The organism is Streptomyces sp. NPDC097619, assembly GCF_040302735.1.
Classification (GTDB): Bacteria; Actinomycetota; Actinomycetes; order Streptomycetales; family Streptomycetaceae; genus Streptomyces.
This window is the reverse complement of the sequence record NZ_JBEOSD010000003.1, coordinates 43,392-69,661: the sequence shown is the minus strand read 5'-3', so window position 1 is coordinate 69,661 and position 26,270 is coordinate 43,392. Positions and strand designations below refer to the sequence as shown.

Annotated in this window: 21 protein-coding genes; 12 read left to right on the top strand and 9 right to left on the bottom strand. The window is 72.4% G+C overall.

The features are described 5' to 3' along the window. Positions 1-92 precede the first annotated feature (92 nt). The gene (locus tag ABTZ17_RS01550; protein ID WP_352193534.1) at positions 93-1,478 is read right to left on the bottom strand and encodes a metallophosphoesterase; all 1,386 of its coding nucleotides are present in this window, start codon (positions 1,476-1,478) and stop codon (positions 93-95) included. A gap of 181 nt (positions 1,479-1,659) precedes the next feature. Continuing rightward, positions 1,660-2,772 carry a LacI family DNA-binding transcriptional regulator gene (locus ABTZ17_RS01545; protein WP_352193483.1) on the bottom strand — a complete coding sequence of 371 codons (1,113 nt, stop codon included), beginning with the start codon at positions 2,770-2,772 and terminating at the stop codon, positions 1,660-1,662. Between the two features lie 348 nt (positions 2,773-3,120). Between ABTZ17_RS01545 and hisC the strand changes: the two genes are divergently transcribed. Beyond that, positions 3,121-4,200 (top strand): histidinol-phosphate transaminase, encoded by a 1,080-nt coding sequence (gene hisC / locus ABTZ17_RS01540; RefSeq protein WP_352193482.1) that lies wholly within the window; start codon positions 3,121-3,123, stop codon positions 4,198-4,200. A gap of 143 nt (positions 4,201-4,343) precedes the next feature. Here the strand turns inward: hisC and ABTZ17_RS01535 are convergent, their stop codons facing one another. Further along, positions 4,344-4,712 (bottom strand): cyclophilin-like fold protein, encoded by a 369-nt coding sequence (locus ABTZ17_RS01535; RefSeq protein ID WP_352193481.1) that lies wholly within the window; start codon positions 4,710-4,712, stop codon positions 4,344-4,346. A gap of 222 nt (positions 4,713-4,934) precedes the next feature. Between ABTZ17_RS01535 and ABTZ17_RS01530 the strand changes: the two genes are divergently transcribed. From ABTZ17_RS01530 to ABTZ17_RS01515, 4 genes are all read left to right on the top strand, one after another. Beyond that, positions 4,935-6,440 carry a cytochrome ubiquinol oxidase subunit I gene (locus tag ABTZ17_RS01530; protein ID WP_352193480.1) on the top strand — a complete coding sequence of 502 codons (1,506 nt, stop codon included), beginning with the start codon at positions 4,935-4,937 and terminating at the stop codon, positions 6,438-6,440. Between the two features lie 18 nt (positions 6,441-6,458). Next, positions 6,459-7,460, top strand: a complete 1,002-nt coding sequence (cydB, locus tag ABTZ17_RS01525; protein WP_352193479.1) for a cytochrome d ubiquinol oxidase subunit II — start codon at positions 6,459-6,461, stop codon at positions 7,458-7,460. A gap of 79 nt (positions 7,461-7,539) precedes the next feature. Further along, positions 7,540-11,070: a thiol reductant ABC exporter subunit CydD gene (gene cydD / locus ABTZ17_RS01520; RefSeq protein WP_352193478.1), complete on the top strand. Its 3,531-nt coding sequence runs from the start codon at positions 7,540-7,542 to the stop codon at positions 11,068-11,070. Positions 11,071-11,112: 42 nt separating this feature from the next. Next, complete coding sequence (locus tag ABTZ17_RS01515; protein ID WP_352193477.1) at positions 11,113-12,828, top strand: GAF domain-containing sensor histidine kinase; 1,716 nt, start codon at positions 11,113-11,115, stop codon at positions 12,826-12,828. Between the two features lie 85 nt (positions 12,829-12,913). On the opposite strand, the gene ABTZ17_RS01510 is transcribed toward ABTZ17_RS01515, so the two are convergent. Then, entirely contained in the window at positions 12,914-13,777 is an 864-nt protein-coding gene (locus tag ABTZ17_RS01510) for a Cof-type HAD-IIB family hydrolase (RefSeq protein WP_352193476.1), read from the bottom strand. Between the two features lie 118 nt (positions 13,778-13,895). Next, on the bottom strand, positions 13,896-14,807 hold the full coding sequence (locus ABTZ17_RS01505) for an LLM class flavin-dependent oxidoreductase (RefSeq protein WP_352193475.1): 912 nt from the start codon (positions 14,805-14,807) through the stop codon (positions 13,896-13,898). Between the two features lie 298 nt (positions 14,808-15,105). Between ABTZ17_RS01505 and ABTZ17_RS01500 the strand changes: the two genes are divergently transcribed. Further along, a complete protein-coding gene (locus ABTZ17_RS01500) occupies positions 15,106-16,035 on the top strand; it encodes a class I SAM-dependent methyltransferase (protein WP_352193474.1) in 930 nt (309 codons plus the stop codon). A gap of 12 nt (positions 16,036-16,047) precedes the next feature. Here the strand turns inward: ABTZ17_RS01500 and ABTZ17_RS01495 are convergent, their stop codons facing one another. After that, positions 16,048-16,587: an RNA 2'-phosphotransferase gene (locus ABTZ17_RS01495; protein WP_352193473.1), complete on the bottom strand. Its 540-nt coding sequence runs from the start codon at positions 16,585-16,587 to the stop codon at positions 16,048-16,050. Positions 16,588-16,788: 201 nt separating this feature from the next. Between ABTZ17_RS01495 and ABTZ17_RS01490 the strand changes: the two genes are divergently transcribed. Further along, positions 16,789-17,535, top strand: coding sequence for an aquaporin (locus tag ABTZ17_RS01490; RefSeq protein ID WP_352193472.1), 747 nt, complete (start codon positions 16,789-16,791; stop codon positions 17,533-17,535). Positions 17,536-17,627: 92 nt separating this feature from the next. Here the strand turns inward: ABTZ17_RS01490 and ABTZ17_RS01485 are convergent, their stop codons facing one another. The 3 genes from ABTZ17_RS01485 to ABTZ17_RS01475 all read right to left on the bottom strand — a co-directional run bounded on the left by ABTZ17_RS01485 (position 17,628) and on the right by ABTZ17_RS01475 (position 21,638). Further along, entirely contained in the window at positions 17,628-18,608 is a 981-nt protein-coding gene (locus tag ABTZ17_RS01485) for a MerR family transcriptional regulator (protein WP_352193471.1), read from the bottom strand. Positions 18,609-18,987: 379 nt separating this feature from the next. Beyond that, entirely contained in the window at positions 18,988-20,793 is a 1,806-nt protein-coding gene (locus tag ABTZ17_RS01480; protein WP_352193533.1) for an SDR family oxidoreductase, read from the bottom strand. Positions 20,794-20,795: 2 nt separating this feature from the next. Next, a complete protein-coding gene (locus tag ABTZ17_RS01475; RefSeq protein ID WP_352193470.1) occupies positions 20,796-21,638 on the bottom strand; it encodes a M24 family metallopeptidase in 843 nt (280 codons plus the stop codon). Between the two features lie 247 nt (positions 21,639-21,885). Between ABTZ17_RS01475 and ABTZ17_RS01470 the strand changes: the two genes are divergently transcribed. The 5 genes from ABTZ17_RS01470 to ABTZ17_RS01450 all read left to right on the top strand — a co-directional run bounded on the left by ABTZ17_RS01470 (position 21,886) and on the right by ABTZ17_RS01450 (position 26,164). Further along, a complete protein-coding gene (locus ABTZ17_RS01470; RefSeq protein ID WP_352193469.1) occupies positions 21,886-22,887 on the top strand; it encodes an ABC transporter ATP-binding protein in 1,002 nt (333 codons plus the stop codon). Then, positions 22,877-23,764, top strand: a complete 888-nt coding sequence (locus tag ABTZ17_RS01465) for an ABC transporter permease (RefSeq protein WP_352193468.1) — start codon at positions 22,877-22,879, stop codon at positions 23,762-23,764. The genes ABTZ17_RS01470 and ABTZ17_RS01465 overlap by 11 nt, the downstream gene beginning before the upstream one ends. Then, the gene (locus ABTZ17_RS01460) at positions 23,761-24,672 is read left to right on the top strand and encodes an ABC transporter ATP-binding protein (RefSeq protein ID WP_352193467.1); all 912 of its coding nucleotides are present in this window, start codon (positions 23,761-23,763) and stop codon (positions 24,670-24,672) included. Before ABTZ17_RS01465 ends, ABTZ17_RS01460 begins: the two co-directional genes overlap by 4 nt. 15 nt (positions 24,673-24,687) lie before the next feature. Further along, a complete protein-coding gene (locus ABTZ17_RS01455) occupies positions 24,688-25,407 on the top strand; it encodes an ABC transporter permease subunit (protein WP_352193466.1) in 720 nt (239 codons plus the stop codon). A gap of 79 nt (positions 25,408-25,486) precedes the next feature. Continuing rightward, positions 25,487-26,164 (top strand): rhomboid-like protein, encoded by a 678-nt coding sequence (locus ABTZ17_RS01450; RefSeq protein ID WP_352193465.1) that lies wholly within the window; start codon positions 25,487-25,489, stop codon positions 26,162-26,164. Positions 26,165-26,270: the final 106 nt, after the last annotated feature.

Sequence of the window (26,270 nt, the reverse complement as noted above, 5' to 3'; positions counted from 1 at the left end):
CGGAGGCGAGCCTGCTATGGACAGAGCGATGGTAGAGCGCCCACGCCACGCGGTGACAGGGGCATTCTTCAAATACCCCGGAACGTGAAGGCTCAGTCGCTCAGGGGAAGTTGCACGACCAGCAGCTTGCCCGCCATGGTGACCCCGCCGTCCATCGCGATGGCGAGGCCGTCGGCGTAGACGTGCGGGCCCTCGACCACCGGACCGCCGCCGCCCTCGTCGTCCTCGCCGCCGACCTCTCCGAGGAGGTACGGGATGGGGCTGTGGCCGTGCACGATCCGATGGCCCCCGTAGGTGGAGAGCAGTTCGCGGACGGCGCCCGGGCCGCTCTCCTCGTCGCGGAAGGCGAAGCGCTTGGTGAACTTCCGGAACAGGTCCCAGGTCTCGTTGGCGTCGTTCCGGTTGAGCAGTTCGTGGACCCGGTCGTTGACGTCCTCGATGGAGTCGCCGTAGTCCAGGTAGGCCGTGGTGTCGGAGTGCAGCAGCAGGTGGCCGTCCTCCAGGGCGGCCGCGTCCAGCCGGGACATCCACTGGAGGTGCACGTCCTCCAGGCGCTCCATGTCGGTGCGCTGGCCGCCGTTGAGGAGCCAGGCGGCCTGGAAGGTGGCGGTGCCGGCGCCGGAGGAGACGGGGGTGTCCCCGAACCGCTTGGCGCCGATGAGCAGCAGCTCGTGGTTGCCCATGAGGGCCTTGCAGTAGCCGCCGGAGGCCGCGGCCTCGGCGGACAGCCGCATGACGAGGTCGATGACGCCGATGCCGTCGGGGCCCCGGTCGGTGAAGTCGCCGAGGAACCAGAGCCGGGCGTTGCCGGCCGACCAGTGGCCGTCCGCGTCGATCAGGTTCTGGGCGCGGAGCTCGGTGAGGAGTTCGTCGAGGTAGCCGTGGACGTCGCCGACCACGTACAGGGGCCCGCCGCCGGGCCGGTCGGCCGGGACGTGCTGGACCTGGACGGTGTCACCGGCGCGCGCTCCTATGACGGGCAGGTCGCGGCGGGTCGGGGTGTAGCCCTCGGGCTCGTCCGAATCGTCGTACTCGCCGGGCGCGCCGGAATCGCCGGCACCGCCGGGACGCGGCTCGCCGTGGGCGGCCTCGTGGGAGTGCGGGCGGGGGTCCTCGTACGCGGCTCCGAAGCCCGGCGCGGGGGCCGGCGCGCTCCCGGCGGGTTCCTGCCGGGGGTCGGGCGGGCCGCCGTACGGGTTCGCGTGGGGGTGCTCGTAGCCGCCGGGGTACGGGGCCTCGTGGGGCGCCGGGTGCGGACGGCCCTGCGGGTGACCGTGGGGCGGTTCGTGCGGCTGCTCGTGGGCGGTCACCGGGGCCGGTGCCGCCTCGGGGCCGGGGTGTTGGTGCGGCAGGACGGCGTGGTCCTCGTACGCCACGGGGCTGGGGGCTCCGTACGGCGCGGGCTCGACCGCGGGCACGCGGAAGTCCCGCAGCGTTTCCGTTCGTACCGCGGGTCCCTGACCGGCCCCCTGCGTCATCGACCCCTCCACCACCTCGCGCTGCCGCACATCACGGACCCTCCTGACCGGAGGGTCCGTGATGTCGTGCGCCCATCATAGGAATGCGGCTCGCGCTCTGTGACGCACCAGGGGTGGTGAATCCTGGACGGGCCCGAGCCGACTCGGCCTGTTCTCGGTGCTTTCTCCCGGTTTGTTCGCCTCAGTCCTGGGATGGTGAGCGGGGCGGGCTCACCGTGGTGCGGGGCTGTCGGCGCTGCGAGGAGGTCCGCACGATGAGTTCCGTCGGTATCACCTGCTCGACCGGGCGCCCGGTGTCCACGCCCTCGATGGCGTCGATGAGCAGTTGGACCACGGCCGTGCCGATGCGGCGCGGCTTCAGGGAGAGGGTGGTGATGGGGGGCTCGGTGTTGGCGTAGACCGTCGACTCGCTGCAGCAGACGAGCAGGAGGTCGTCCGGTACGCGCAGCCCGTAGCGGCGGGCGGCGGCGAGCAGGTCGGTGCCGTTCGGGTCGAACAGGCCGTACACCGCGTCCGGGCGGTCCGGGCGGGCCAGCAGCCGATCGGCGGCCACGGCCCCCGCGCACGGGTCGTGGGCGGGGTAGGACTCGTAGACCGGGTCCTGGCCCACGCGCTTGCACCAGTTGAGGTAGGCGGTGGTGGAGAGCCGGGTGTAGGTGTCGGTGGTGGTCCCGGTGAGCAGGCCGATCCGGCGGGCGCCCGCGGCGGCCAGGTGGTCGAGGAGGTCGAGGACGGCCGCCTCGTGGTCGTTGTCCACCCAGGCCGTGACCGGCAGGGAACCCGCCGGGCGGCCGTCGGAGACCACGGGGAGGCCCTGGCGGACCAGCTCGGTGACCACGGGATCGTGGTCGGAGGGGTCGATCACGACGGTGCCGTCGAGGGCGACGTTGGACCAGACGTCGTGGCGGGAGGTGGCGGGCAGGATGACCAGGGCGTAGCCGCGGGCGAGCGCGGCGGAGGTGGCGGCTCTGGCCATCTCGGCGAAGTAGGCGAATTCGGTGAAGGTGAAAGGTTCATCCCCGTACGTGGTCACGGTCAGGCCGATGAGGCCGGACTTGCCGGTACGGAGGGTGCGGGCGGCGGCGGAGGGGCGGTAGCCCAGCCGGTCGGCCACCTCGCGGACGTGGCGGCGGGTGGCGTCCGGCAGCCTCCCCTTGCCATTGAGCGCGTCCGAGACGGTCGTGATGGAGACGCCGGCCGCCGCGGCCACGTCTCTGATACCGGCCCGTCCTTGCCGGCCGGTCCGCCGGGGGGTCTCCGTCCGGCTCACCTGATGCTTCCCTGCTGCTGTCATGGCGAGCCGATAGTAGGGCTCGGGGGCCGGGAAGGCCCGTGTGCATATGCAGTCGTTGACAGGCACGTTTCTGCATGGTTCGCCACCCCCAAATGCCTTGTAAATAAAGGCCAGTTGGGTGATCGGCCGTGGGGTGTCAGTTGTCGATGGGTACGAGCATGCCAAGTGCTCCGGTCTCGAACCGGTCTCAACTCACCTTCACGGGGGATGCGCGCCACGGCGCGAGCCAGGGGCGTGCGCATATATGCGTACGCCCCCTCTTTCCCTCCGGCACCCATTCTCGGCGCGACGGAATCCTCATAAGGTGAGCAGTATTGAGTTGAGCGGAACGGTCGAGGAGGACCTGCGGTGAGCGAGAAGAGCCCGAAGCTGCGCGCCGAGCTGGACGGCATCCCCACCTACAAGCCGGGCAAGCCGGCCGCCGCCGGGGGGCCGGTGGCCTACAAGCTGTCCTCCAACGAGAACCCGTACCCCCCGCTGCCGGGCGTGCTGGAGAGCGCGGTGGCCGCGGCCGGGAACTTCAACCGCTACCCCGACATGGCCTGCACCGGCCTGGTCAACGAGCTGGCGGAGCGCTTCGGGGTGCCCGTGGAGCACGTCGCGACCGGCACCGGCTCGGTGGGTGTGGCCCAGTCCCTGATCCAGTCCACGGCCGGCCCCGGCGACGAGGTCATGTACGCCTGGCGTTCCTTCGAGGCGTACCCGATCATCACCCAGATCTCCGGGGCGACCTCCGTGCAGGTGCCGCTGACCTCCGGTGACGTGCACGATCTGGACGCGATGGCGGAGGCGATCACCGAGCGGACCCGCCTGATCTTCGTCTGCAACCCCAACAACCCCACCGGCACCGCGGTGCGCCGGGCGGAGCTGGAGCGGTTCCTGGACCGGGTCCCCTCCGACGTGCTCGTGGTGCTGGACGAGGCGTACCGGGAGTTCGTCCGGGACGCCGACGTGCCGGACGGCATCGAGCTGTACCGGGACCGGCCGAACGTCGCCGTGCTGCGCACCTTCTCCAAGGCGTACGGGCTGGCCGGGCTGCGGGTCGGGTTCGCCGTGGCGCACGAGCCGGTGGCGGCGGCGCTGCGGAAGACGGCCGTCCCCTTCGGTGTCAGCCAGCTGGCGCAGGACGCGGCCGTGGCCTCGCTGCGGGCCGAGGACGAGCTGCTGGGCCGGGTCGGCTCCCTGGTCGGCGAGCGCGCGCGGGTCCACGAGACCCTGCTGAAGCAGGGCTGGACGGTGCCGGACACGCAGGCGAACTTCGTCTGGATGCGGCTGGGCGAGCGGACCCTGGACTTCGCGGCGGCCTGTGAGAAGGCCGGGGTCGTGGTGCGCCCCTTCGCGGGCGAGGGGCTGCGGGTCACGATCGGCGAGACCGAGGCGAACGACCTGTTCCTGCACGCGGCGGAGGCGTTCCGCAAGGAGCTGTGAGCCGTGGCGTGAGCCGCGGCGCGAGGAGGAGGGTCCGTCCTGCGGGGCGGGCCCTTCGTCGTGTCCGGCCGGACCTCGTGCGGGAGGCGCGGCGGGAACGCGGGTGGTGCGGGTCCAGGGACGGAGGGGGAGGAGGGGCGGGGTCAGGCGCGTTCGACGCGGATCGGGTCCCCGTCGCGGACGGTGGCGAGCAGGCGCGGGTCGCCGTCCAGGGAGCCGAGGAGGTTGCAGGGGCTCGCCAGACGGCTCTCGCCGCCGCGCGAGATGGGGGTCGGTCCGTAGGGGAGGGCGAGGGCGTCGCCCTCCGTCCAGAAGGCCACGGTGCCCGGCTCGACCACCTGCCGGGCGTCGGGCTCCAGGCCCACGGAGACCCCGGTGTCGAAGTACACCTCCTCGCCCCAGGTGTGCGCGGTGGCGGACAGGGGGAGGGCAGCGGCCAGGGCCGAGGCGGTGGGGGTGTCGCCGAGGCTGGCGGTGAGATGGCCGGAGGGCCAGGAGATACGTATCTGCATGGTCGGGATTCAACAAGATGTTGAATTCCTTGGCTAGGGGTGCCCCTGTCCGTGGATGCGGAGGAGATAGGGGGACCCCGCCTCGAAGATCGAAAAGCCGGTACGACATAATGCTTGTGAATGTGAACGCGTTCACAAGCGTGTCATGCTTCATCCCGTATTGCCCTGGATGAAGCAGGCAAACTGCCGATGTGACCACGCCGATGTGAAGGAGAAGACGACGTGGACCTAGCTTTGGCGCCGGAGACCTTGGCGCGATGGCAGTTCGGCATCACCACCGTCTACCACTTCCTCTTCGTGCCCCTGACGATCTCGCTCGCGGCGCTGACCGCCGGTCTGCAGACGGCGTGGGTGCGCAGCGGGAAGGAGAAGTACCTCAGGGCGACGAAGTTCTGGGGCAAGCTCTTCCTGATCAACATCGCGATGGGTGTCGTCACCGGCATCGTCCAGGAGTTCCAGTTCGGCATGAACTGGTCGGACTACTCGCGGTTCGTGGGTGACGTCTTCGGCGCCCCGCTGGCCTTCGAGGCCCTCATCGCCTTCTTCTTCGAGTCCACCTTCATCGGTCTGTGGATCTTCGGCTGGGACAAGCTGCCGAAGAAGGTCCACCTCGCCTGCATCTGGATGGTGTCGATCGGCACCATCCTCTCCGCCTACTTCATCCTGGCGGCGAACTCCTGGATGCAGCACCCGGTCGGCTACCGGATCAACAAGGAGTCCGGCCGCGCCGAGCTCACCGACTTCTGGGCCGTGCTCAGCCAGAACACCACCCTCACCCAGGTCTTCCACACCCTGACGGCCGCCTTCCTCGCGGGCGGGGCCTTCATGGTCGGCATCTCCTGCTTCCACCTGATGCGCAAGAAGCACATCACGGTGATGCGGACCTCGCTGCGGGTCGGCCTGGTCACGGTGGCCGTGGCCGGCCTCCTCACCGCGATCAGCGGCGACATGCTCGGCAAGGTCATGTTCAAGCAGCAGCCCATGAAGATGGCCGCCGCCGAGGCCCTCTGGGACGGCGAGGCGCCCGCCCCCTTCTCGATCTTCGCCTACGGGGACGTGGACAAGGGTCACAACAAGGTGGCCATAGAGATTCCGGGCCTGCTGTCCTTCCTCGCCAACGACGACTTCGACTCGTTCGTCCCCGGCATCAACGACGTCAACAAGGCCGAGCAGGAGAAGTACGGGCCCGGGGACTACCGGCCCAACATCCCCGTCGCCTACTGGGGCTTCCGCTGGATGATCGGCTTCGGCATGGCCTCGCTCGCCATCGGACTCCTGGGGCTGTGGCTGACCCGCAGGAAGTTCATGCTGCCACCGGGCCTGCGCACCGGGGAGGACGAGGTACCGCACCTGGTCCTCTTCAAGAAGCCCCTCGGCTCGCGCCTGACCCGCTGGTACTGGCTGCTCGGCGTGTGGACCCTCGGCTTCCCGCTGATCGCCAGCTCCTGGGGCTGGATCTTCACCGAGATGGGCCGCCAGCCCTGGGTGGTCTACGGAGTCCTGCGCACCAAGGACGCCGTCTCCCCCGGTGTCTCGCAGGGCGAGGTCATCACCTCCATGGCCGTCTTCACCCTGCTCTACGCCACCCTCGCGGTGATCGAGGTCAAGCTGCTCGTGAAGTACGTCAAGGCCGGACCGCCCGAGCTCACGGAGTCCGATCTCAACCCGCCCACCAAGATCGGCGGCGACGACAAAGACGCCGACCGGCCCATGGCCTTCTCGTACTGAGGCCGAGGAGAACGCCACATGGAACTCCCCAACGTCTGGTTCGTGCTCATCGCGGTCCTCTGGATCGGCTACTTCTTCCTGGAGGGCTTCGACTTCGGCGTCGGCGTCCTGACCAAGCTGCTGGCGCGGGACCGCAAGGAGAAGCGGGTCCTCATCAACACCATCGGGCCCGTCTGGGACGGCAACGAGGTCTGGCTGCTCACCGCCGGCGGCGCCACCTTCGCCGCCTTCCCCGAGTGGTACGCCACCCTGTTCTCCGGGTTCTACCTGCCGCTGCTGATCATCCTGGTCTGCCTGATCATCCGGGGCGTGGCCTTCGAATACCGGGCCAAGCGGCCGGAGGAGAACTGGCAGACCAACTGGGAACACGCGATCTTCTGGACCTCGCTGATCCCGGCCTTCCTCTGGGGCGTGGCCTTCGCGAACATCGTCCGCGGGGTCAAGATCGACGCCGACAAGGAGTACGTCGGCACCTTCTTCGACCTGCTGAACCCCTACGCCCTCCTCGGCGGGCTGGTCACGCTCTCCCTGTTCACCTTCCACGGCGCGGTCTTCACCTCGCTCAAGACGGTCGGTGAGATCCGAGACCGCTCGCGGGCCCTGGCCCTCAAGCTCGGCGCGGCCACCGCCGTGCTCGCGCTGGTCTTCCTGATCTGGACCCAGGTCTCCAAGGGCGACGGCAAGAGCCTGGTCGCCATGGTGGTGGCGGTGGTCGCCCTGCTCGGGGCGCTCGCCACCAACCTCAAGGGCCGGGAGGGCTGGGCCTTCGCCCTCTCCGGGGTCACCATCGCGGCCGCGGTCGCGATGCTGTTCCTGACGCTCTTCCCGAACGTCATGCCCTCCTCGCTGAACGACGCCTGGAACCTCACCGTCACCAACGCCTCGTCCAGCCCCTACACGCTCAAGATCATGACCTGGTGCGCGGGCGTGGCCACCCCGATCGTCCTCCTCTACCAGGGCTGGACCTACTGGGTGTTCCGCAAGCGCATCGGCACCCACCACATCGCCGAGGCGCACTGAGCGCCGCCGGAGCGCCCCGGGTCCGCCCGGGGCCTCCGGCCGACCGAACGCCCGACCCTGCCCAGGGGGCATGTTTCACGTGAAACCGATCGATCCGCGTCTGCTCCGGTACGCCCGCTCCACCCGCCGCTTCCTGGCCGCCGTGGTGGTCCTCGGCCTCCTCGGGGCGGGGCTGGTCGTCGGCCAGGCCATGCTCATCGCCGAGATCGTGGTGGGAGCCTTCCAGCGGGACCTGGACACCACCGCCCTGCGTGACCCCCTGCTGCTCCTCGTCGCCGTCTCCCTGGGCCGCGCCCTGGTGGCCTGGCTCACCGAGCTGGCCGCCCACCGCGCCAGTGCCGCCGTGAAGTCCGAACTCCGCGGCCGACTCCTGGCCCGCGCCACCGACCTGGGACCGGCCCACCCCGGCAGCCGCTCCACCGGCTCCCTGATCACCCTGGCCACCCGCGGTGTGGACGCCCTCGACGACTACTTCTCCCGCTACCTCCCCCAACTCGGCCTCGCCGTGGTGGTCCCCGTGGCGGTGCTGGCCCGGGTGGTCACCGAGGACTGGGTCTCCGCCGCCATCATCGTGGGCACCCTCCCGCTGATCCCGCTGTTCATGGTCCTCATCGGCTGGGCCACCCAGTCCCGGATGGACCGGCAGTGGCGGATGCTCTCCCGGCTCTCCGGCCACTTCCTTGACGTGGTGGCCGGCCTGCCCACCCTCAAGGTCTTCGGCCGGGCCAAGGCCCAGGCCGAGTCCATCCGCGCCATCACCGCCGACTACCGCCGGGCCACCCTGCGCACCCTGCGCATCGCCTTCCTCTCCTCCTTCGCCCTGGAACTGCTGGCCACCCTGTCGGTGGCCCTCGTGGCCGTCACCATCGGCATGCGGCTGGTCCACGGGGACCTGGACCTCTACACCGGGCTCGTCATCCTGATCCTGGCCCCGGAGGCGTACCTCCCGCTCCGCCAGGTCGGCGCCCAGTACCACGCCGCCGCCGAGGGACTGGCGGCCGCCGAGGAGATCTTCGAGGTCCTGGAGACGCCGGACCCGGCCCCCGCCGGCACCCGACCCGTTCCGGACGGACCCTGGCCGGTACGGGTGGACGGGGTCTCCGTCCACTACCCCGGCCGCGGCACCGAAGCCCTCGCCCCGGTCTCGCTCACCCTGGAACCCGGCACCTGCACGGCCCTCACCGGCCCCAGCGGAGCGGGCAAGAGCACCCTCCTGCACGTCCTGCTCGGCTTCGTGACCCCGACCACGGGCCGGGTGTCGGTCGGCGACACCGCACTGGCCGACCTCTCCCCCGCGGACTGGCGGCGCCGGATCGCCTGGGTCCCCCAGCGCCCCCACCTCTTCGCGGGCACCATCGCGGAGAACGTCCGGCTGGCCCGGCCCGAGGCCGACGACGAGGACGTGACCGCCGCCCTGCGGGAGGCCGGAGCCGCCGAGTTCGTCGCGGACCTGCCGCGCGGCGCCGCCACCGAGCTCGGCGAGGGCGGACTGGGACTCTCCGCGGGCCAGCGCCAGCGCCTCGCCCTCGCCCGCGCCTTCCTCGCCGACCGCCCGGTCGTCCTCCTGGACGAGCCGACCGCCGCCCTGGACGGCGAGACCGAAGCGGGCATCGTCGAGGCCGTCCGACGACTGGCCGTGGGGCGCACCGTCCTCCTCGTCGTCCACCGGCCCGCCCTGCTCGCGGTCGCCGACCGGGTGGTGCGCCTCGCCCCCGGCCGGGCCCTCCCCGCCGAACGGCAGGCCCCCCTCACCGGCCCCGGCCGCCCCGACCCCCGGTACGGCACCCCGACCGGCCCCGGTCCCGCCGGTGCTCCCGTCGTGGACGAGGCCCCGGCCACCCCGACCACCGCACCGGCCCCCGCAGGCGCCCTGGCCCGGGTCCGCGAGACCGGCCGGGCCCGCCGCGGCCGCTTCGGCCTGGGGCTGCTCCTCGGCTCCCTCGCGGTCGGGTGCAGCGTCGGACTCATGGCCGTCTCCGGCTGGCTCATCTCCCGGGCCTCCGAACAACCCCCGGTGCTCTACCTGATGATGGCCGTCACGGCCACCCGCGCCTTCGGCATCGGCCGGGCCGTGTTCCGCTACGCGGAGCGCCTCGTCTCCCACGACGCCGTCCTGCGGATGCTCGCCGACCTGCGGGTCTCCGTCTACCGCCGCCTGGAGCGCATCGCCCCGGCCGGACTGCGCCACACCCGGCGCGGAGACCTCCTCTCCCGCCTGGTCGCCGACGTCGACGCCCTCCAGGACTACTGGCTGCGCTGGCTGCTCCCGGTGGGCACCGCGGTCCTGGTCTCCGCGGGAGCCGTGGGCTTCACCGCCTGGCTGCTGCCCGAGGCGGGCGCCGCCCTCGCCGTCGGACTGCTCCTCGCCGGCGTCGGAGTGCCTCTGCTCAGCGGGGCCGTGGCCCGGCAGGCCGAACGCCGGCTCGCCCCCGCACGCGGCCTGCTGGCCACCCGGACCGCCGACCTCCTCACCGGCACCGCCGAACTGACCGTGGCCGGGGCCCTCCCGGAGCGTCGCGAACGGGCCGCGCGGGCCGACCGCGAACTCACCCGCATCGCCTCCCGCGGCGCTGCCGCCACCGGCCTCGGCAGCGGCCTCTCCGCCCTGGTCTGCGGGCTCACCGTGGTGCTGTCCGCGGCCGCGGGCGTCGCCGCCGTCCACGACGGACGGCTGCGCGGAGTCGCCCTGGCCGTGGTGGTCCTGACCCCGCTCGCGGCCTTCGAGGCCGTCGCGGGCCTCCCCCTCGCCGTTCAGTACCGCCAACGGGTCCGGCGCAGCGCCGAGCGGGTCCACGAGGTCCTCGACACCCCGCTCCCCGTGACCGAGCCCCCCACCCCCGCCGCCGCCCCCGCGCACCCCTTCCCCCTGGAGCTGCGCGGGCTCACCGCCCGCCACCCCGGCCAGGAGGCACCCGCCCTGGCCGGCGTGGACCTCACCCTGGAGGCCGGGCGCCGCATCGCCGTCGTCGGCCCCTCCGGCTCCGGCAAGACCACCCTGGCCCAAGTGCTCCTGCGCTTCCTCGACCCGGCGGAGGGCACCTACCGCCTCGCCGGCACCCCCGCGAGCACCCTCGCGGGGGACGACGTACGGGCCCTGGTCGGGCTCTGCGCCCAGGACGCCCACCTCTTCGACAGCTCGGTCCGGGAGAACCTGCTGCTGGCCCGCCCCGGAGCGGACGAGGCGGAGCTGCGTCGGGCCCTGGCCGGGGCCCGGCTCCTGGACTGGGCCGAGGAGCTGCCGGACGGGCTCGACACCCTGATCGGCGAACACGGGGAGCGGATCTCGGGCGGTCAGCGCCAGCGGCTCGCCCTCGCCCGGGCCCTGCTCGCGGACTTCCCGGTGCTCGTGCTCGACGAGCCCGCAGAACACCTGGACACCGCGACCGCAGACGCCTTGACCGCCGACCTGCTGGCCGCCACCGAAGGCCGCGCCACCGTGCTGATCACGCACCGGATGGTGGGTCTGGAGGCGGTGGACGAGGTCCTGGTCCTCGACGGGGGTCGGGTGGTCCAGCGCGGCGGGTACGCCGAGCTGGCGGCCGTACCGGGACCGCTGCGGGACATGCGGGAACGGGAGCGGGCGGCCGAATCCCCGGCCCTCGCCTCCTGAGCCGACTTTCCCTGGTAAAAGGGACTAACTAGGCTCAAGGGCATGTCAGTGCAGGAGTCGCAGGAGTCCCCGGATCCGCTGGACGCCGCCGCCCAGGCGTCGAGGAGCCTCCAGGGGCTGTCCACCGAGCTCACCGCCCGGGTGCCACAGCTCTTGGAGGCCATGCGGTCGGTGGGCAGCGGGCTGGAGCTGCACTCCACCCTCGACCGGATCTGCGAGACGGCCGCCGAGCTGGCCGGGGCCCGGTACGCGGCCATCGGAGTGGTCGACACCGAGGGCCGGGGCCTGTCGGATTTCGTCACGTACGGGATCAGCGCCGAGCAGGCCCGGCTGATCGGGCACCGGCCGGACGGCAAGCGCGGCCTGCTCGGCGCCCTGATCCGGCACCCGGACCCGGTCTGCCTGGCCGATCTGACCGCGGACCCGCGGTCCGCGGGCTTCCCGGCGCACCACCCTCCGATGAAGACCTTCCTCGGGGTGCCCATCCGGGTGCAGGGGGAGATCTTCGGCAACCTGTACCTCGCGGAGAAGCACGGCGGCGGGCAGTTCAACGACTACGACGTGCACATGGTCCGGGTACTGGCCACCGAGGCCGGCATCGCCATCGGCAACGCCCGGCTCTACGAGGCGGCCACCCAACGCGAACGCTGGATCGACGGGTCGGTGGCGGTGACCACCGCCCTGCTCTCGGGCGGGGACGCCGACGACGCCCTGTCGGTCGTCGCCGAGCAGGCGCGGCACCTCGCGGACTCGGCGGCCGGCATCGTGATGCTGCCCGCCGAGGAGGGCGGGATGGAGATCGTGGCGGTCTCCTCGGACGACCCGGCTTCCTCCCTGGGGGTGGTCGTCCCCGCCGAGAGCCCGGTGGTGGCCCGGCTCATGCAGGGCGAGCCGCTGTTCGTGGACGACGCCGCCACCGATCCCCGCATGCTCGGACGGCTCACCGCCCGCTACGGGCCCTGCATGATGCTGCCCCTGCACAGCGGGGGCCGGGTGCTGGGAGCCCTGGTCACCCCGCGTGCCCGCGGCGCCCGCCCCTTCAGCGAGGCCGAGCGGACCCTGGCCACGCAGTTCGCCTCCCAGGCGGCGCTGGCCCTGATGATGGCCGAGGCACAGCGGGACCGGGAGCGGCTGGCGGTGTTCGAGGACCGCGACCGGATCGCCCGCGACCTGCACGACCTGGTGATCCAGCGACTGTTCGCCACCGGGATGATGCTGGAGGGGGCCCAGCGCCGGTCCATCGTTCCGGAGGTGCGGGACGGGGTCGGCAAGGCCGTGGACGAGCTGGACGTGACCATCCAGGAGATCCGCACGGCGATCTTCGCCCTGCAACAGGGGCCCGCGGAGGCCCCGTCGGGCCTGCGGACCCGCGTCCTGCGGGAGATCAACATGGCGGCGGTGCCGCTGGGCTTCAAGCCCTCGCACCGGTTCCTGGGCGCCGTGGACGCCGTGGTGGGCGAGCTGGTCGGCAAGAACCTGATCGCGGCGCTGCGCGAGGCCCTGTCCAATGCCTTCCGGCACGCCGAGGCGGGCCGGATCGAGGTGGTGCTCGATGCCACCGCGGCCCTCGCGGACGGCCGGCCCGCGGTGCGCCTGGAGGTGTCCGACGACGGGGTGGGCATCCCCGAGGGCGGTCGCCGCAGCGGCCTGCGGAACCTCAAGCGGCGGGCCGAGTCCCTGGGCGGCTCCAGTTGGTACGGGCCGGGGCTGGGCGAGGACGGCGGCGGCACCACCCTGGTGTGGGAGGCGCCGCTGTAGGGCCCGTCCGGGCGGTGCGGGCCGGGCCCGGCGCCGGTCCGCCGGGCGGTCCGCGGGCCGGGGCGCGCGGGTCAGCCGCTGGGGGTCAGGCCGTGCGGGCGGCGAGGATCTGCTCGATGACCACGGCGACCCCGTCTTCGTTGTTGGCCACGGTCCGACCCGAGGCGGCGGCGAGCACGGCCGGGTGGGCGTTGCCCATGGCGTACGAGGTACCCGCCCAGGTCAGCATCTCCACGTCGTTCGGCATGTCCCCGAAGGCGACGACCTCCTCGGGGGAGATGCCGCGCTCCGCGCAGCAGTGGGCCAGGGTGCTGGCCTTGGAGACCCCCGGGCCGCTGATCTCCAGCAGGGCGGTCGGGCTGGAGCGGGTGATCGTGGCGAACTCCCCGGCGGCGGACCGGGCCAGCTCCAGGAAGTCGTCGGGGGACAGCTCCGGGTGGTGCGCCAGGAGCTTCAGCACCGGGGCGCTGTCCTCGTCGGTCTGCTCGCGCAGCAGCTTCTCCGCCGTGGCCACGGTGGCGCCCGGGTCCATGTAGAAGGGCGGGTAGGCGGGTTCGTAGTTGATGCCCGTGGTGGTCTCCACGGCGAAGGAACTGTGCGGCGCGACCGTCCGCAGGGCCTCGACCACCTGGAGGGCGGCGGGCCGGGCGAGGGCCCGGACCTCCACGAACCGGCGGCCGCCGTGCAGGTCGACCACGGCGGCGCCGTTGGCGCAGATGGCCAGCCCGTGGCCGTGCACGTGCTCGCTCACCACGTCCATCCAGCGGGCCGGGCGGCCGGTCACGAAGAAGACCTCGATCCCGGCGGCCTCGGCGGCGGCGAGGGCCGCCACCGTCCGCTCGGAGACCGACTTGTCGTCACGCAGCAGCGTTCCGTCCAGGTCGGTGGCGATCAGGCGGGGGGCGGGGCGTTCCTGGGCAGCTGCGGTCACAGGCCCATCTTCACCCATGGGCCGGCACAGAAGAGCGCGGCCCCGCACATCGGGGCTGGTCCGCACCGTTTCCGGGGTCCCCCCGGCCGGGGCCGGACCGGACCGAGGGAGCGGTCCGGCCCCGTCGGGCGGGGAATCAGCCGCCGAGCTGCGCGAGGGCCTCGGTGGCGATCCGCTCGAAGACCTCCTCGTCGGCCGCGAAGTCGGAGTCGGGGACCGGCCAGTGCACGACGATCTCGGTGAAGCCCAGCTCCGCGTGGCGGCCCGCGAAGTCCACGAAGGCGTCCACGGACTCCAGGATGCGGCCCCGGTCGGGGGTGAAGCCGGTGAGCAGGATCTTGTCCGGTTCGGCGGGGTCACGGCCGATGTCCGCGCAGGCCTTGCCGAGCTTGTCGAGCTGGCCGCGGAGCGCTTCCACCGACTGTTCGGGGGTGCCCGCCTCGTAGAGCTTCGGGTCCCCGGTGGTGACCCAGGCCTGGCCGTGTCGGGCGGCGAGCTTCAGGCCGCGGGGGCCGGTGGCCGCCACGGCGAAGGGGAGCCGGGGGCGCTGGACGCAGCCAGGGAGGTTGCGGGCCTCCTCCGCGGAGTAGAAGGTGCCCTGCGCGGACACGGCGCCTTCGGTGAGGAGCCGGTCCAGCAGCGGGACGAACTCGGCGAAGCGGTCGGCGCGCTCCCGGGGGGTCCAGGGTTCCTGGCCGAGGGCGGTGGCGTCGAAGCCGTTGCCGCCCGCGCCGATGCCGAGGGTGATCCGGCCGCCGGAGACGTCGTCCAGGGAGATCAGTTCCTTGGCGAGGGTCACGGGGTGGCGGAAGTTCGGTGAGGTGACCAGGGTGCCCAGCCGCATCCGGGTCGTGGCGCCGGCGGCGGCGGTGAGGGTGGGGAGGGCGCCGAACCACGGGCCGTCCCGGAAGGAGCGCCAGGACAGGTGGTCGTAGGTGTAGGCGGCGTGGAAGCCCAGCTCCTCGGCCCGCTGCCAGCGGGCGCGGCCGCCTTCCTGCCAGCGGTGAAGGGGGAGGATCACGGTGCTCAGGCGCAGGGAGGTGCTCATGGGAACGAGCCTACGTCCGCTGAGCGGACACGGCCGGGCGCTCAGCGCCCGCTCCTTCTTCCGGGGACTCCGTCCCACCGCCCTCCGCTGTGTCCGCCACCGCGCGGACGTCGTCGCCCTCCCCGCGGTGGTCCGGGGTGGTGCGGCGGGCGCCGGGTGGAGCGGGCGTGAACGGGGCGCAGACGCAAGGGGGTTGGGGTGGTGACAGTGCGCGAACTTCCCTCAGGGCGCCTTGGGTCCGATCGGCCCGCTCACTAGCGTCGTTTCACGTGAAACATCCCGTAGCCAGGAGTGCGCCATGACCGATGTGCCCCTCCGCGCCCACCCCGCGCGGCGTCTGCTCCAGCCCGTGGTCGACCGGATCGACCGGCGGATCGACCGGAGGCTGCGCGCTGCCGACCGGCAGATCGAGGCGCTGCGGCAGGAACTGCGTCGGACCCAGGAGCAGCTTTCCGAGCGGCACAGCCGCCCCTTCTCGTACGACCTGCTGTACGGGAAGGACGGCCGCCACAACGACCGGATGCCGAGCCGGGAGATGTTCAAGAAGCTCTCCGACGAGATCGCGGCGGTGGCGGGGCGGCCGGGGGCCTGGACGGAGACCGCGCAGGCCTTCCGCACCCTGGTGGAGGTGGAGTCCCGGGGTGTGGGTCGGATCGCGGGCTCGACCGCGAACATCCTGGGGAAGCTGACCACGACCCCGCTGCTCGGCCCGCCCAACGGGGAGATCCTGGAGATCGGGACCCTGTACGGGCTGTTCGCGGGCGGGATGGTCCGGCAGGTGGTGCGCCGGGGGTTGGACTATCGGCTGACAATCGTGGACCCCATCGCGCCGGTGCAGCTCCAGCCGGGTGTCGAGATCAGCCGCGACCCCTCGGGTACCCCGATCACGGAGGAGGTCGTGCGGGCCAATCTGCGGTACGCCGGGGTGGATCCCGAGCGGCTGCGGATCCAGCGGGGGTTCTCGGAGGACCCGTCGGTGCGCGAGGCGGTCTCGGACCGGCGGTACGGGGTGATCGTGGTGGACGGGGACCACTCCCGGGAGGGCGTGGCCCGGGATCTGGGTTGGGTGGAGGAGATCGCGGCCACGGGCGCGATCGTCGTGCTCGACGACTACGGGGACGGCCGCTGGCCGGGGGTGCAGGAGGCCACCGACGCCCACCTGGAGGGTCGGACCCGGCTGAAGATGGTGGGTCGGGTCTCCACCAGCGCTTTCCTCCGCGCGGGCTGAGCCCCACGGCGTTCAGGGGAAGCGCAGGAACTCCACCGGTACGGACTCCGCGAGCCAGACCCCGTTCGCGCTGACCCGGAAGACGTGGCCCGCGCGGTGCATGGCCCCGGAGTCCACGGACAGAACGACGGGGCGGCCGCGGCGGGCCCCGACCCGGGTCGCGGTCTCCCGGTCGGGGGAGAGGTGCACGTGGTGGCGGGCCATGGGGCGCAGTCCCTCGGAGCGGATCGCCGCCAGGGCCGCGGGGGCGGTGCCGTGGTAGAGGTACGCGGGGGGTTCGGCGGCGGGCAGGGCGAGGTCCACGGGGACGGTGTGGCCCTGGCTGGCCCGGATCCGGCCGTCCTCGACGGCGAACCGCTGTTTGTCATTGGCGGCGACGACGTGATCGAGCTCGGCCCGGGTGAGGGGGAAGCTGTGCGCGGCCGCGGCCGCGAGGAACTCGTCGACTCCGACCCAGCCTTGGGGGTCGAGCACCAGTCCGATCCGTTCCGGTTGGTGTCGGAGGTGCTTCGAGACATATTTCGACACCTTCACGGTGCGCCGTTCGTCCATGCGGCCAGCCTGCCCGGTCCTCCGGGCCCCGGACCATCCCTTTTCGCGGGGGGCTCGGGCGGGTGGGGCGGGGGTGTGGGGGGAGTGCGCCGGCGGCCGGTGGCTCCGGCCTGGACACCCTCTATCGCTCTTCCAAGATACGGAATACATTTTCCGCTGGCCGTCCGGCCGTTTCCTCGCACCTGCCCCAGGGGGTTCCCCATGCCCGCTCCCGCCGCCCTGCCGCGCCGGGCCGCGGCCGAATTCGTCGGCACCGCGGCCCTGCTCGTGATCGTCGTCGGCTCAGGCATCCAGGCCGCGGCCCTCGCCGCGGACACCGGTACCGCCCTGATCGCCAACTCGGCCGCCTCCGCGGTGGGGCTGGGGCTGATCATCACCCTCTTCGGTCCGCTCTCCGGCGCGCACCTGAACCCCGTGGTCACCCTGGTCTCCTGGTGGACCCGCAGGACCGGCGGGGAGGGTCTCACGGGCCCCGAAGCGGCCCTCTACGTCGCGTCCCAGGCCGCCGGCGCCGTCGGTGGGGCGGTGCTGGCCGAGGCGATGTTCGGCCGGGTGCCGGGCGTGCTGGCCACGCAGGTCCGGGACGGTGGCCACCTCCTGGTCGGCGAGGTGGTCGCGACCGCCGGCCTGGTGCTCGTCATCGAGGGCCTGGGGCGCATCGGCCGCCCCCGGCTGATCCCCGCGGCCGTCGCCGCCTACATCGGGGCGGCGATCTGGTTCACCTCCTCCGGCTCCTTCGCCAACCCGGCGGGGACCCTGGGCCGGGCCTTCAGCGACTCCTTCACCGGCATCGCGCCGGCCTCCCTGCCCGGCTTCGTGGCCGCCCAGCTGGTCGGCGGGGTCCTCGGGGTGGTGCTCTCCCTGCTCCTGTACGGACGGCCCCGTCGCGAGGTGATCGGGACTCTCGCGACGACCCCGCTCAACAGCGGCTACAAGGCCGTCAGTTGAGTCCGTCCACAGGGAAACCGGGCTTTCCACAGCCGATTTGGTGCCCTTTGTAGCCGAATGGGTGAGGGGCTGAGGGTGACCCTGTGGGTAAGTCAGCGGCCCCTCCGACCGGCCAGCTCGTTCATCGTGCGCGCCTGGAGCTCCCGCTCGGTGGCCGCCCGCACGAACGCGGCCACGTGGTCGGGGCCCACCAGCTCCTGCACCGCCCGGACCGTATCGGCGGGCAGCGGCACCGGGGTCGGCCCCTGCGGCACCGGCGACTGCCCCGGCGCCCCCAGATGCTGTTGCAGGTGCCGGGTGGCGAACAGCCGCATGGCCCGCGCCAGCTCGGCGTCCACCGTCTGCTGGGCGAGGGGTCGCAGCCTCCGGACCATCGCCGCGGCCTCCGTGGCCGCCGCCTCCGTCAGGGTCACCTCGCCGGTCCAGGCCGGGGCGCCGCCGTCCGAAGGCTCCTCCTCCGAACCGGCGGGGGAGGGACCGCCGAGGTACCGGGCGAACACGTGCTCGGTGGTGAACTCCAGGAACCGGGAGGCGATGTTCTCCACCTGGCCCCGCAGCTCCCGCAGGTGCCCGGTGATGGCCGACAGCGGCACCCCCGCCGCGTGCAGCTCGGCGGCCACCGCCAGCTCCTGCGGACTGGGCACCAGGAACTCGTCCACCCGGCCAGGGATCCGCTCCAGCACCCCCAACTCCACGGCCTCGTCCACGGCCCGGTCGTCCGGGACCCCGCCGAACCGGTCGTTCAGCTGGTCCCGGGTGATCCGGGCCGCCTCCTCGTCCGTCCACGGCCCGTGCACCTCGGCCACCAGACCCAGGACCCCGCCCAGACCGCGCCCCGCGTCCCAGGCCTCCAGCAGCTCCTTGATCGAGGCCAGGGTGTACCCGCGGTCCAGCAGGTCGGCGATCTGCCGCAGCCGGGCCAGATGCGCGTCCCCGTACACATTGGAACGCCCGCGCCGCTCCGGCCTGGGCAGCAGGCCGCGGTCCTGGTACGCCCGGATCGTCCGCACGGTGGCACCACTGCGGTGCGCCAGATCCTCGATCCGGTACTCGGCTGTTGCCTGATCGGACAAACCCACTCCCTCGCCAGACGCCCCCGGCCCGCCCGGGCCCGCCGTCCGGGACGGCGCGGCCCGGCCCGCCGCCCCCGCCGCTGCCCGCGCGGCGGGCGAAGCCGCCGGGTGCTCGACTGCCCTGCGCAGCGAGCCTTCCTGCGAGGGATGGTACGACCGCCGGAAGGAGCGGGGTATGGCCGCGCCGCGCTCTCTCCGGGCGGGCGGCGACCCCTCCGTCGCGGAGCGGGCCCGCGCCCGCGGCGACTGCCGTTCCCCGGCCGGGAGCGGCAGGTGCGCCCCGCCGATCACGCGGGTGGCGGTGCGCCCGCCCGCCGGCCGGTCCCGCGGGCCGGACCGACGGCCGGCCTCCACCCCGCGCGGCCGGTCGGATGCGGGCTCACAGCCGCGGCTCCCACCGTGCGACGGCCCTCAGCACCCCCGGAGCCAGCCGCGAGGCCCACAGCGCGGCCCGGGACTCCGGGGTCACCGGGACCACGGCCCGGTTGCGCACCACCGCGTCCAGCACGGCCTCCGCCACCTTCTCCGGCGGGAAGTTCCGCAGCCCGTAGAGCCGGGAGGAACGCTGCTGCCGCCGCCGCTCCTCCGCCGCGTCCACCCCGGCGAACCGGGTCGTGGCGGTGATGTTGGTGTTGACGATCCCCGGGCATATCGCCGAGACCCCGATGGACTTGTCCGCCAGCTCGGCGCGCAGGCACTCGCTGAGCATCAGCACCGCGGCCTTCGAGGTGCTGTAGGCGGGCAGCCCGCGCGAGGGCAGGTAGGCGGCCGCGGACGCGGTGTTCACGATGTGCCCGCCCTGGCCGCGCTCCGCCATCTGGCGGCCGAAGATCCGGCAGCCGTGGACGACCCCCCACAGATTGACGTCCAGGACCTTCTTCCAGTCCTCCGCCGAGGTGTCGAAGAAGGAGCCGGAGACCCCGACCCCGGCGTTGTTGACCAGGACGTCCACGATCCCGTACTCGGCGGCCACCTTCGCGGCGAGCTTCTCCATCGCCTGCTCGTCGCTGACGTCCGCGACCTCGCCCCAGGCGTCCGGCGCGCCGAGCAGCCGGGCCATCTCGGCGGTCCGGGCGGCGCCCTCGCCGTCCCGGTCCACCGCCACCACCCGCGCCCCCGCCTCGGCGAAGGCGAAGGCGGTGGCCCGGCCGATCCCGCTGGCCGCGCCGGTCACCAGCACCAGCTGTCCGCCGAAGCGCTGCGCGTACCCGCTCGCCCGCGCCGCCCGGCGCGCGGCCTTGCCCGTCACCGCGACGGCGGCCCCCGCACCGGCCCCGCCCGGCTGGTCCTCCTGGCCCGTGACGAACTCCGTGATCCAGGAGGCGACCTGGTCCGGGCGGGTCCGCGGCACCCAGTGCTTGGCGGGCAGGGTCCGCCGCAGCAGGCTCGGCACCCACAGCTCCAGCTCGTCGTAGAGCCGCTCGGAGAGGAAGGCGTCGCCGGTCGGGGTGATCAGCTGCACCGGTACGTGCGCGAAGGCGTCCGGTCGGGGCCGGGACAGCCGCGCGCGGATGTTGTCCCGGTACAGCCAGGCCCCGTGCGCGGCGTCCGAGGGCAGCGAGGCGGTCGGGTACCCGTCCGCGGGCAGCTTCTCGGCCCGCTGGAGGATCCGCGGCCACTGCTTGCCCAACGGGCCCCGCCAGGCCAGCTCCGGCAGCACCGGGGTGTGCAGCATGTACACGTACCAGGACTTGGCGCCCTGACCGAGGAGCTGTGCGGCCCGCCGCGGAGTGGGCCGCGCCATCCGCTTCTTGATCCAGTGCCCGAAGTGGTCCAGGGAAGGCCCGGAGATCGAGGTGAAGGAGGCGATCCGGCCCTCGGTCCGCTTGACGGTGGCGAACTCCCAACCCTGCACCGAACCCCAGTCGTGCCCCACCAGGTGCACCGGCCGGTCCGGGCTGACCGCGTCGACCACCGCGAGGAAGTCGTCCGTCAGCTTCTCCAGGGTGAACCCGCCGCGCAACGGCTTCGGGACGGCCGACCGGCCGTGACCCCGGACGTCGTACAGCACCACGTGGAAGGAGCCGGCGAGCCGCTCGGCCACCTCCGACCACACCTCCTTGCTGTCCGGGTACCCGTGCACCAGCACGACGGTGGGCCGCTCCGGGTCACCGAGCTCCACCACGCACAGCTCGATCCCACCGGTCGCCACCCAGCGCTCCCGCGCGCCGTCCATCGCCGTCATGCTCACGCCTTCCCCTCCGCCCAGCGCCGCACGTGCGGCAGATCGTCGTCCAGCCAGAATGCGCTCTCCTGCGGATCCCGTGAATCGGTGACCACCAGGAGCTCTTCGAACTTCGCCCCGGTCCCGCGGAAACCGAGGTGCGGCTCCACCGCCCACAGCCCCGGCTGTGGGGGGTGGTCGGAGAACCTGTACGGGCTCCACAGGGGGGACCAGCCCTCCCGGTGCCCGTGCACGGCATCGCTCAGCAGCCCCTTGAGGGACTGGGTGCCGAACCCGAACACCCGCGGGGACCAGCGCCGCTCCTTCACCCGGTCCACCTTGTGCGCGATCACGCCGAAGGGATAGGCCCGGTGCCGGTTCGCATGGCCCTGCCGGGCCATCAGCCGCTCCACGTCCTCGTAGATCTCCCGCAGCGGGCGACGCTCACGGACCTCGGCCAGGATCAGCTCGCGGTGCTCCCGGAGGTCGTCCATGAGCCGGTCCTGCACCGGATTCAGCCCGAGGCTCCCCGAGTAGCCGACGTCGGCCGCGTACCCCCGGTGGATCGGGGCCATGTCGAGGATGAACGGCATGCCCGGCTCCAGCCGGCGATCGGTGGGGAAGAACTGCAGGGGTATCCGGAAGCCCACGAAGGCCGTGCGGTCCCCGAACCAGGCGAACGGCAGGTGGAACCAGTCCCGCACCCCGTGCTCGCCGAGCCAGTCCCGCTGCATCCGGGCCGCCTGCCGCTCGGTGATCCCCGGCTCCAGCCGTGCCGCGACCGCCTCCGCACAGGCGTAGGAAAGCCGCTGCACTTCCCTGAATCCGCGGAGCTCCGCGGAGAGTTCCCTGATGACCCCTGCCATGACAGCCGTCCGTCCGAGTAGCCGTACGCGTCCGTAACTTGACACTGATGAATGTGACAATGCCTGGAGATCACGTCAAGGCCCCTGCACCGACTGCCCCGAAGTTCCGGGCCGTCCCCTACCCCCCGACCGCGTGTCCACCGGCCGTCCCGTAGTCCTTCAGCGGGATCCCGTACGCCTCAAGGCTGAGACGGGTACGGCTCCAGGTCTGACGCGACCGTCGGGTTCGCGCCACTACCTTCGGAACGTGACTGTCATCGCGACCGAAAGCCTGAGCAAGCGGTACACCAAGGTGACCGCCCTCGACCGGCTCTCCCTCGACATCGGGCCCGGAGTGACCGGCCTGGTGGGCGCCAACGGAGCCGGCAAGTCCACGCTGATCAAGATCCTGCTGGGACTGTCCCCCGCCACCGAGGGCCGCGCCGCCGTGCTCGGACTGGACGTCGCCACCCATGGCAGCGCCATCCGCGAACGCGTCGGCTACATGCCCGAACACGACTGCCTTCCCCCCGACGTCTCGGCCACCGAGTTCGTCGTCCACATGGCCCGGATGTCCGGCCTGCCGCCCACCGCGGCCCGCGAACGGACCGCCGACACGCTGCGCCACGTCGGCCTCTACGAGGAGCGGTACCGCCCCATCGGCGGCTACTCCACCGGCATGAAGCAGCGGGTCAAGCTGGCCCAGGCCCTGGTCCACGACCCCCAGCTGGTCCTCCTCGACGAGCCGACCAACGGCCTGGACCCGGTCGGCCGCGACGAGATGCTCGGCCTCATCCGCCGCATCCACACCGACTTCGGCATCTCCGTGCTGGTCACCTCGCACCTGCTCGGCGAGCTGGAGCGGACCTGCGACCACGTGGTCGTCGTGGACGGCGGCAAGCTCCTGAGGTCCAGCTCCACCAGCGACTTCACCCAGACCACCGCCACCCTCGCGGTGGAGGTCACCGACTCCGACGCGCACCCCGACGGCACCCGCGCCCTCCGCGAGGCCCTCGCCGCCGCCGGCGTCACCCTGCACGCGGGCACCGAACAGGGACTGCCCGGTGCCGGGCACATCCTCCTGGTCGAGGCCGCCGGCGAGGAGACCTACGACACCGTCCGCGACACCGTCGTCTCCCTCGGACTCGGCCTGGTCCGGATGGAACAGCGCCGCCACCACATCGCGGAAGTGTTCCGCGACGGACCGCAGCAGGCGCAGAACGCCCCGCACCAGCACGCCCAGAAGGGAGCCGGCCACGATGGCGCCTGAGGCCTCCACCCGGATCCACAACATCGGCTACCGCTCGTACGACGGTCCCCGCCTCGGCCGCGCCTACGCCCGCCGGTCGCTGTTCTCGCAGTCCCTGCGCGGGGCCTACGGACTCGGCCGCTCGGCCAAGTCCAAGGTGCTGCCCATGCTGCTGTTCGCCGTGATGTGCGTGCCCGCGGCCATCATCGTCGCGGTGGCCATCGCCGTCCCCGGCTCCACCGACCTGCCGCTGAAGTACACCTCGTACGCCCTCTACCTGCAGATGGTCATCGGCCTGTACCTGGCCTCCCAGGCCCCGCAGTCCGTCTCCCGCGACCTGCGCTTCAAGACGGTGCCGCTGTACTTCTCCCGGCCCATCGAGCGCGTGGACTACGTCCTCGCCAAATACGCGGCCATGTTCTCCGCCCTGTTCATCCTGACCGCGGCCCCGCTGCTGGTCATGTACATCGGGGCGCTGCTCGCCAAATTCGACTTCGCGGACCAGACCAAGGGGTTCGCGCAGGGACTGGTGTCCGTGGTGCTGCTCTCCCTCCTCTTCGCCGGGATCGGGCTGGTCATGGCCGCCCTCACGCCCCGCCGCGGGTTCGGCGTCGCCGCCGTGATCGCCCTCCTGGTCATCCCGTACGGCGCGGTCTCGGCCGTGCAGGCGGTGGCCTACGAGACCGGGAACACCGGCGCCATCGAGTGGATGGGCCTGTTCTCCCCGATCACCCTGGTCGACGGCGTGCAGACCGCCTTCCTCGGCGCCACCTCCGCCTTCCCCGGCGGCTACGGACCGGGTGCCGGCGCCGGCCTCGTCTACCTGCTGGTCGTCTTCGCCCTCATCGCCGGCTCCTACGCCGCCCTGATGGGCCGTTACCGGAAGGCCGGGCTGTGACCCTCATCGACATCGACCACGCCTCCCGCTGGTTCGGCAACGTCGTCGCGGTGAACGACGTGACGATGCGCATCGGGCCCGGGGTCACCGGACTCCTCGGCCCCAACGGGGCGGGCAAGTCCACCCTGATCAACATGATGGGCGGCTTCCTGGCCCCCTCCACCGGCACCGTCACCCTCGACGGGGCCCCGATCTGGCGCAACGAGACGGTCTACCGCCACATCGGCGTCGTGCCCGAGCGCGAGTCCATGTACGACTTCCTCACCGGCCGCGAGTTCGTCGTGGCCAACGCCGAACTCCACGGACTGGACGAGCGGGCCGCCCGCACGGCCCTCGCCACCGTGGAGATGGAGTACGCCCAGGACCGCAAGATCGCCACGTACTCCAAGGGCATGCGGCAGCGCGTGAAGATGGCCTCCGCCCTCGTCCACGACCCGTCCGTGCTCCTCCTCGACGAGCCCTTCAACGGCATGGACCCCCGCCAGCGCATGCAGCTGATGGACCTCCTGCGCCGGATGGGCGACGAGGGACGCACCGTGCTCTTCTCCTCGCACATCCTGGAGGAGGTGGAGCAGCTCGCCTCCCACATCGAGGTCATCGTGGCCGGCCGGCACGCGGCCTCCGGCGACTTCCGCAAGATCCGCCGCCTGATGACGGACCGGCCGCACCGCTACCTCGTCCGCTCCACCGACGACCGCGCCCTGGCCGCGGCCCTGATCGCGGACCCGTCCACCGCGGGCATCGAGGTGGACCACGCCGAAGGGGCCCTGCGTATCCAGGCCGTGGACTTCGGCCGGTTCACCGAGCTGCTGCCCCGCGTCGCGCGGGCGCACGGCATCCGGCTCCTGACGGTCTCGCCCTCGGACGAGTCCCTGGAATCGGTCTTCTCCTACCTCGTCTCGGCCTGAAAGGAGCTGGCAGAGATGTACCACCCCACCGTCGCCCGGCTCACCTACCGGGCCCTGCTCGGCCGTCGCCGCGCCCTGATCCTCTTCGCCCTGCCCGCCCTGCTGATCCTGATCGCCCTCGCCGTGCGGGTGCTGACCGGGGTCGACGACCGGGTGGCCTCCGGGCTGCTGGGCGGATTCGCCCTGGCCACCATGGTCCCGCTGATCGGGGTCATCGCCGGCACCGGGGCCATCGGCCCCGAGATCGACGACGGCTCCATCGTCTACCTGCTCGCCAAGCCGGTGAAGCGGCCGACGATCATCATGACCAAGCTCATCGTGGCCATCGCGGTGACCATGGCCTTCTCGGCCGTGCCCACCCTGATCGCCGGCTTCATCCTGAACGGCAACGGCCAGCAGATCGCCGTGGCGTACACCGTCGCCGCGCTGGTGGCCTCCGTGGCCTACAGCGCCCTCTTCCTGCTGTTGGGCACCGTCAGCCGGCACGCCGTGGTCTTCGGGCTCGTCTACGCCCTGGTCTGGGAGTCGCTGTTCGGCAGCCTGGTGGAAGGGGCCAAGACGCTGAGCGTCCAGCAGTGGTCCCTGGCCCTGGCCGAGAAGATCACCGGGCCCGGCATCGTGGACTCCGCGGTGGGCCTGCCCACCGCCGTGGTCCTGCTGCTCGTGGTCACCGTGGGCGCCACGGTGTACGCGGGCCAGAAGCTGCGCCGGCTGACCCTGGCGGGCGAGGAGTAGGAACTCCCCCGTCCCCGCTCCGTGCCCCGCCCGCTGTACACACCGGGCGGGGCACGGCGTTGCGGGTCATGATCGGTCCATGGCGTCGCACCCCGAGCCCGAGCCCTCCCGGCCGGTGAGGTCCTGGATCCGGTCCTCGCCCGGGACCCACATCTGGCTGCTGATCATCGCGATCACCAGCGTGATCGTGGCGATCGCCCCGGACCACCTCGACCACGTGCTGATGCACCGCAACAGCAGCAACATCCACGAGCTGGTCAAGCATCCGATCCAGTCCCTGGTGACCAGCGCCTTCTGGATCGAGAACCCGGCTTCCCTGCCCCTCTACCTGGTGCTCTTCGAGCTCTTCCACGCCCCCGTGGAGCGGTGGCTCGGCACGCTGCGGTGGCTGGTGATCGTGGCCACCGGGCACATCGTGGCCACCCTGATCAGCCAGAAGGTGGTGCTCATGGCGATCCAGGACGACCGGGCGCCGCGCAGCATGGTGCACGTGGTCGACGTGGGCGTCAGCTACGGGCTCGCCGCCGCCGTGGGGGTCCTGACCTACCGGCTGCCCGGCCGCCGGCGCTGGCTCTATCTGGCCGGGGTGGTGGCCTTCTTCGGGGTGCCCCTGTTCACCGACGCCACGTTCACCGACCTCGGGCACGCCATCGCCCTGTCCATCGGCCTGCTGGCCTGGCCCCTCACCAGGAACCCGCCGCCCTCCCGTGTTTCACGTGAAACACAGCCCGCGGCGGCCGGGGGTCCGCCCCCCTGAGCCGGCCCGCCGGACCGGCCTGAGCACGGTCCGCGGCCCCGTCCGGTCCGGGTGAAATTCGCTGGAAAGCCGGGAACGCCCCCGGCAGAGTGGGGGTCAGCGGGGA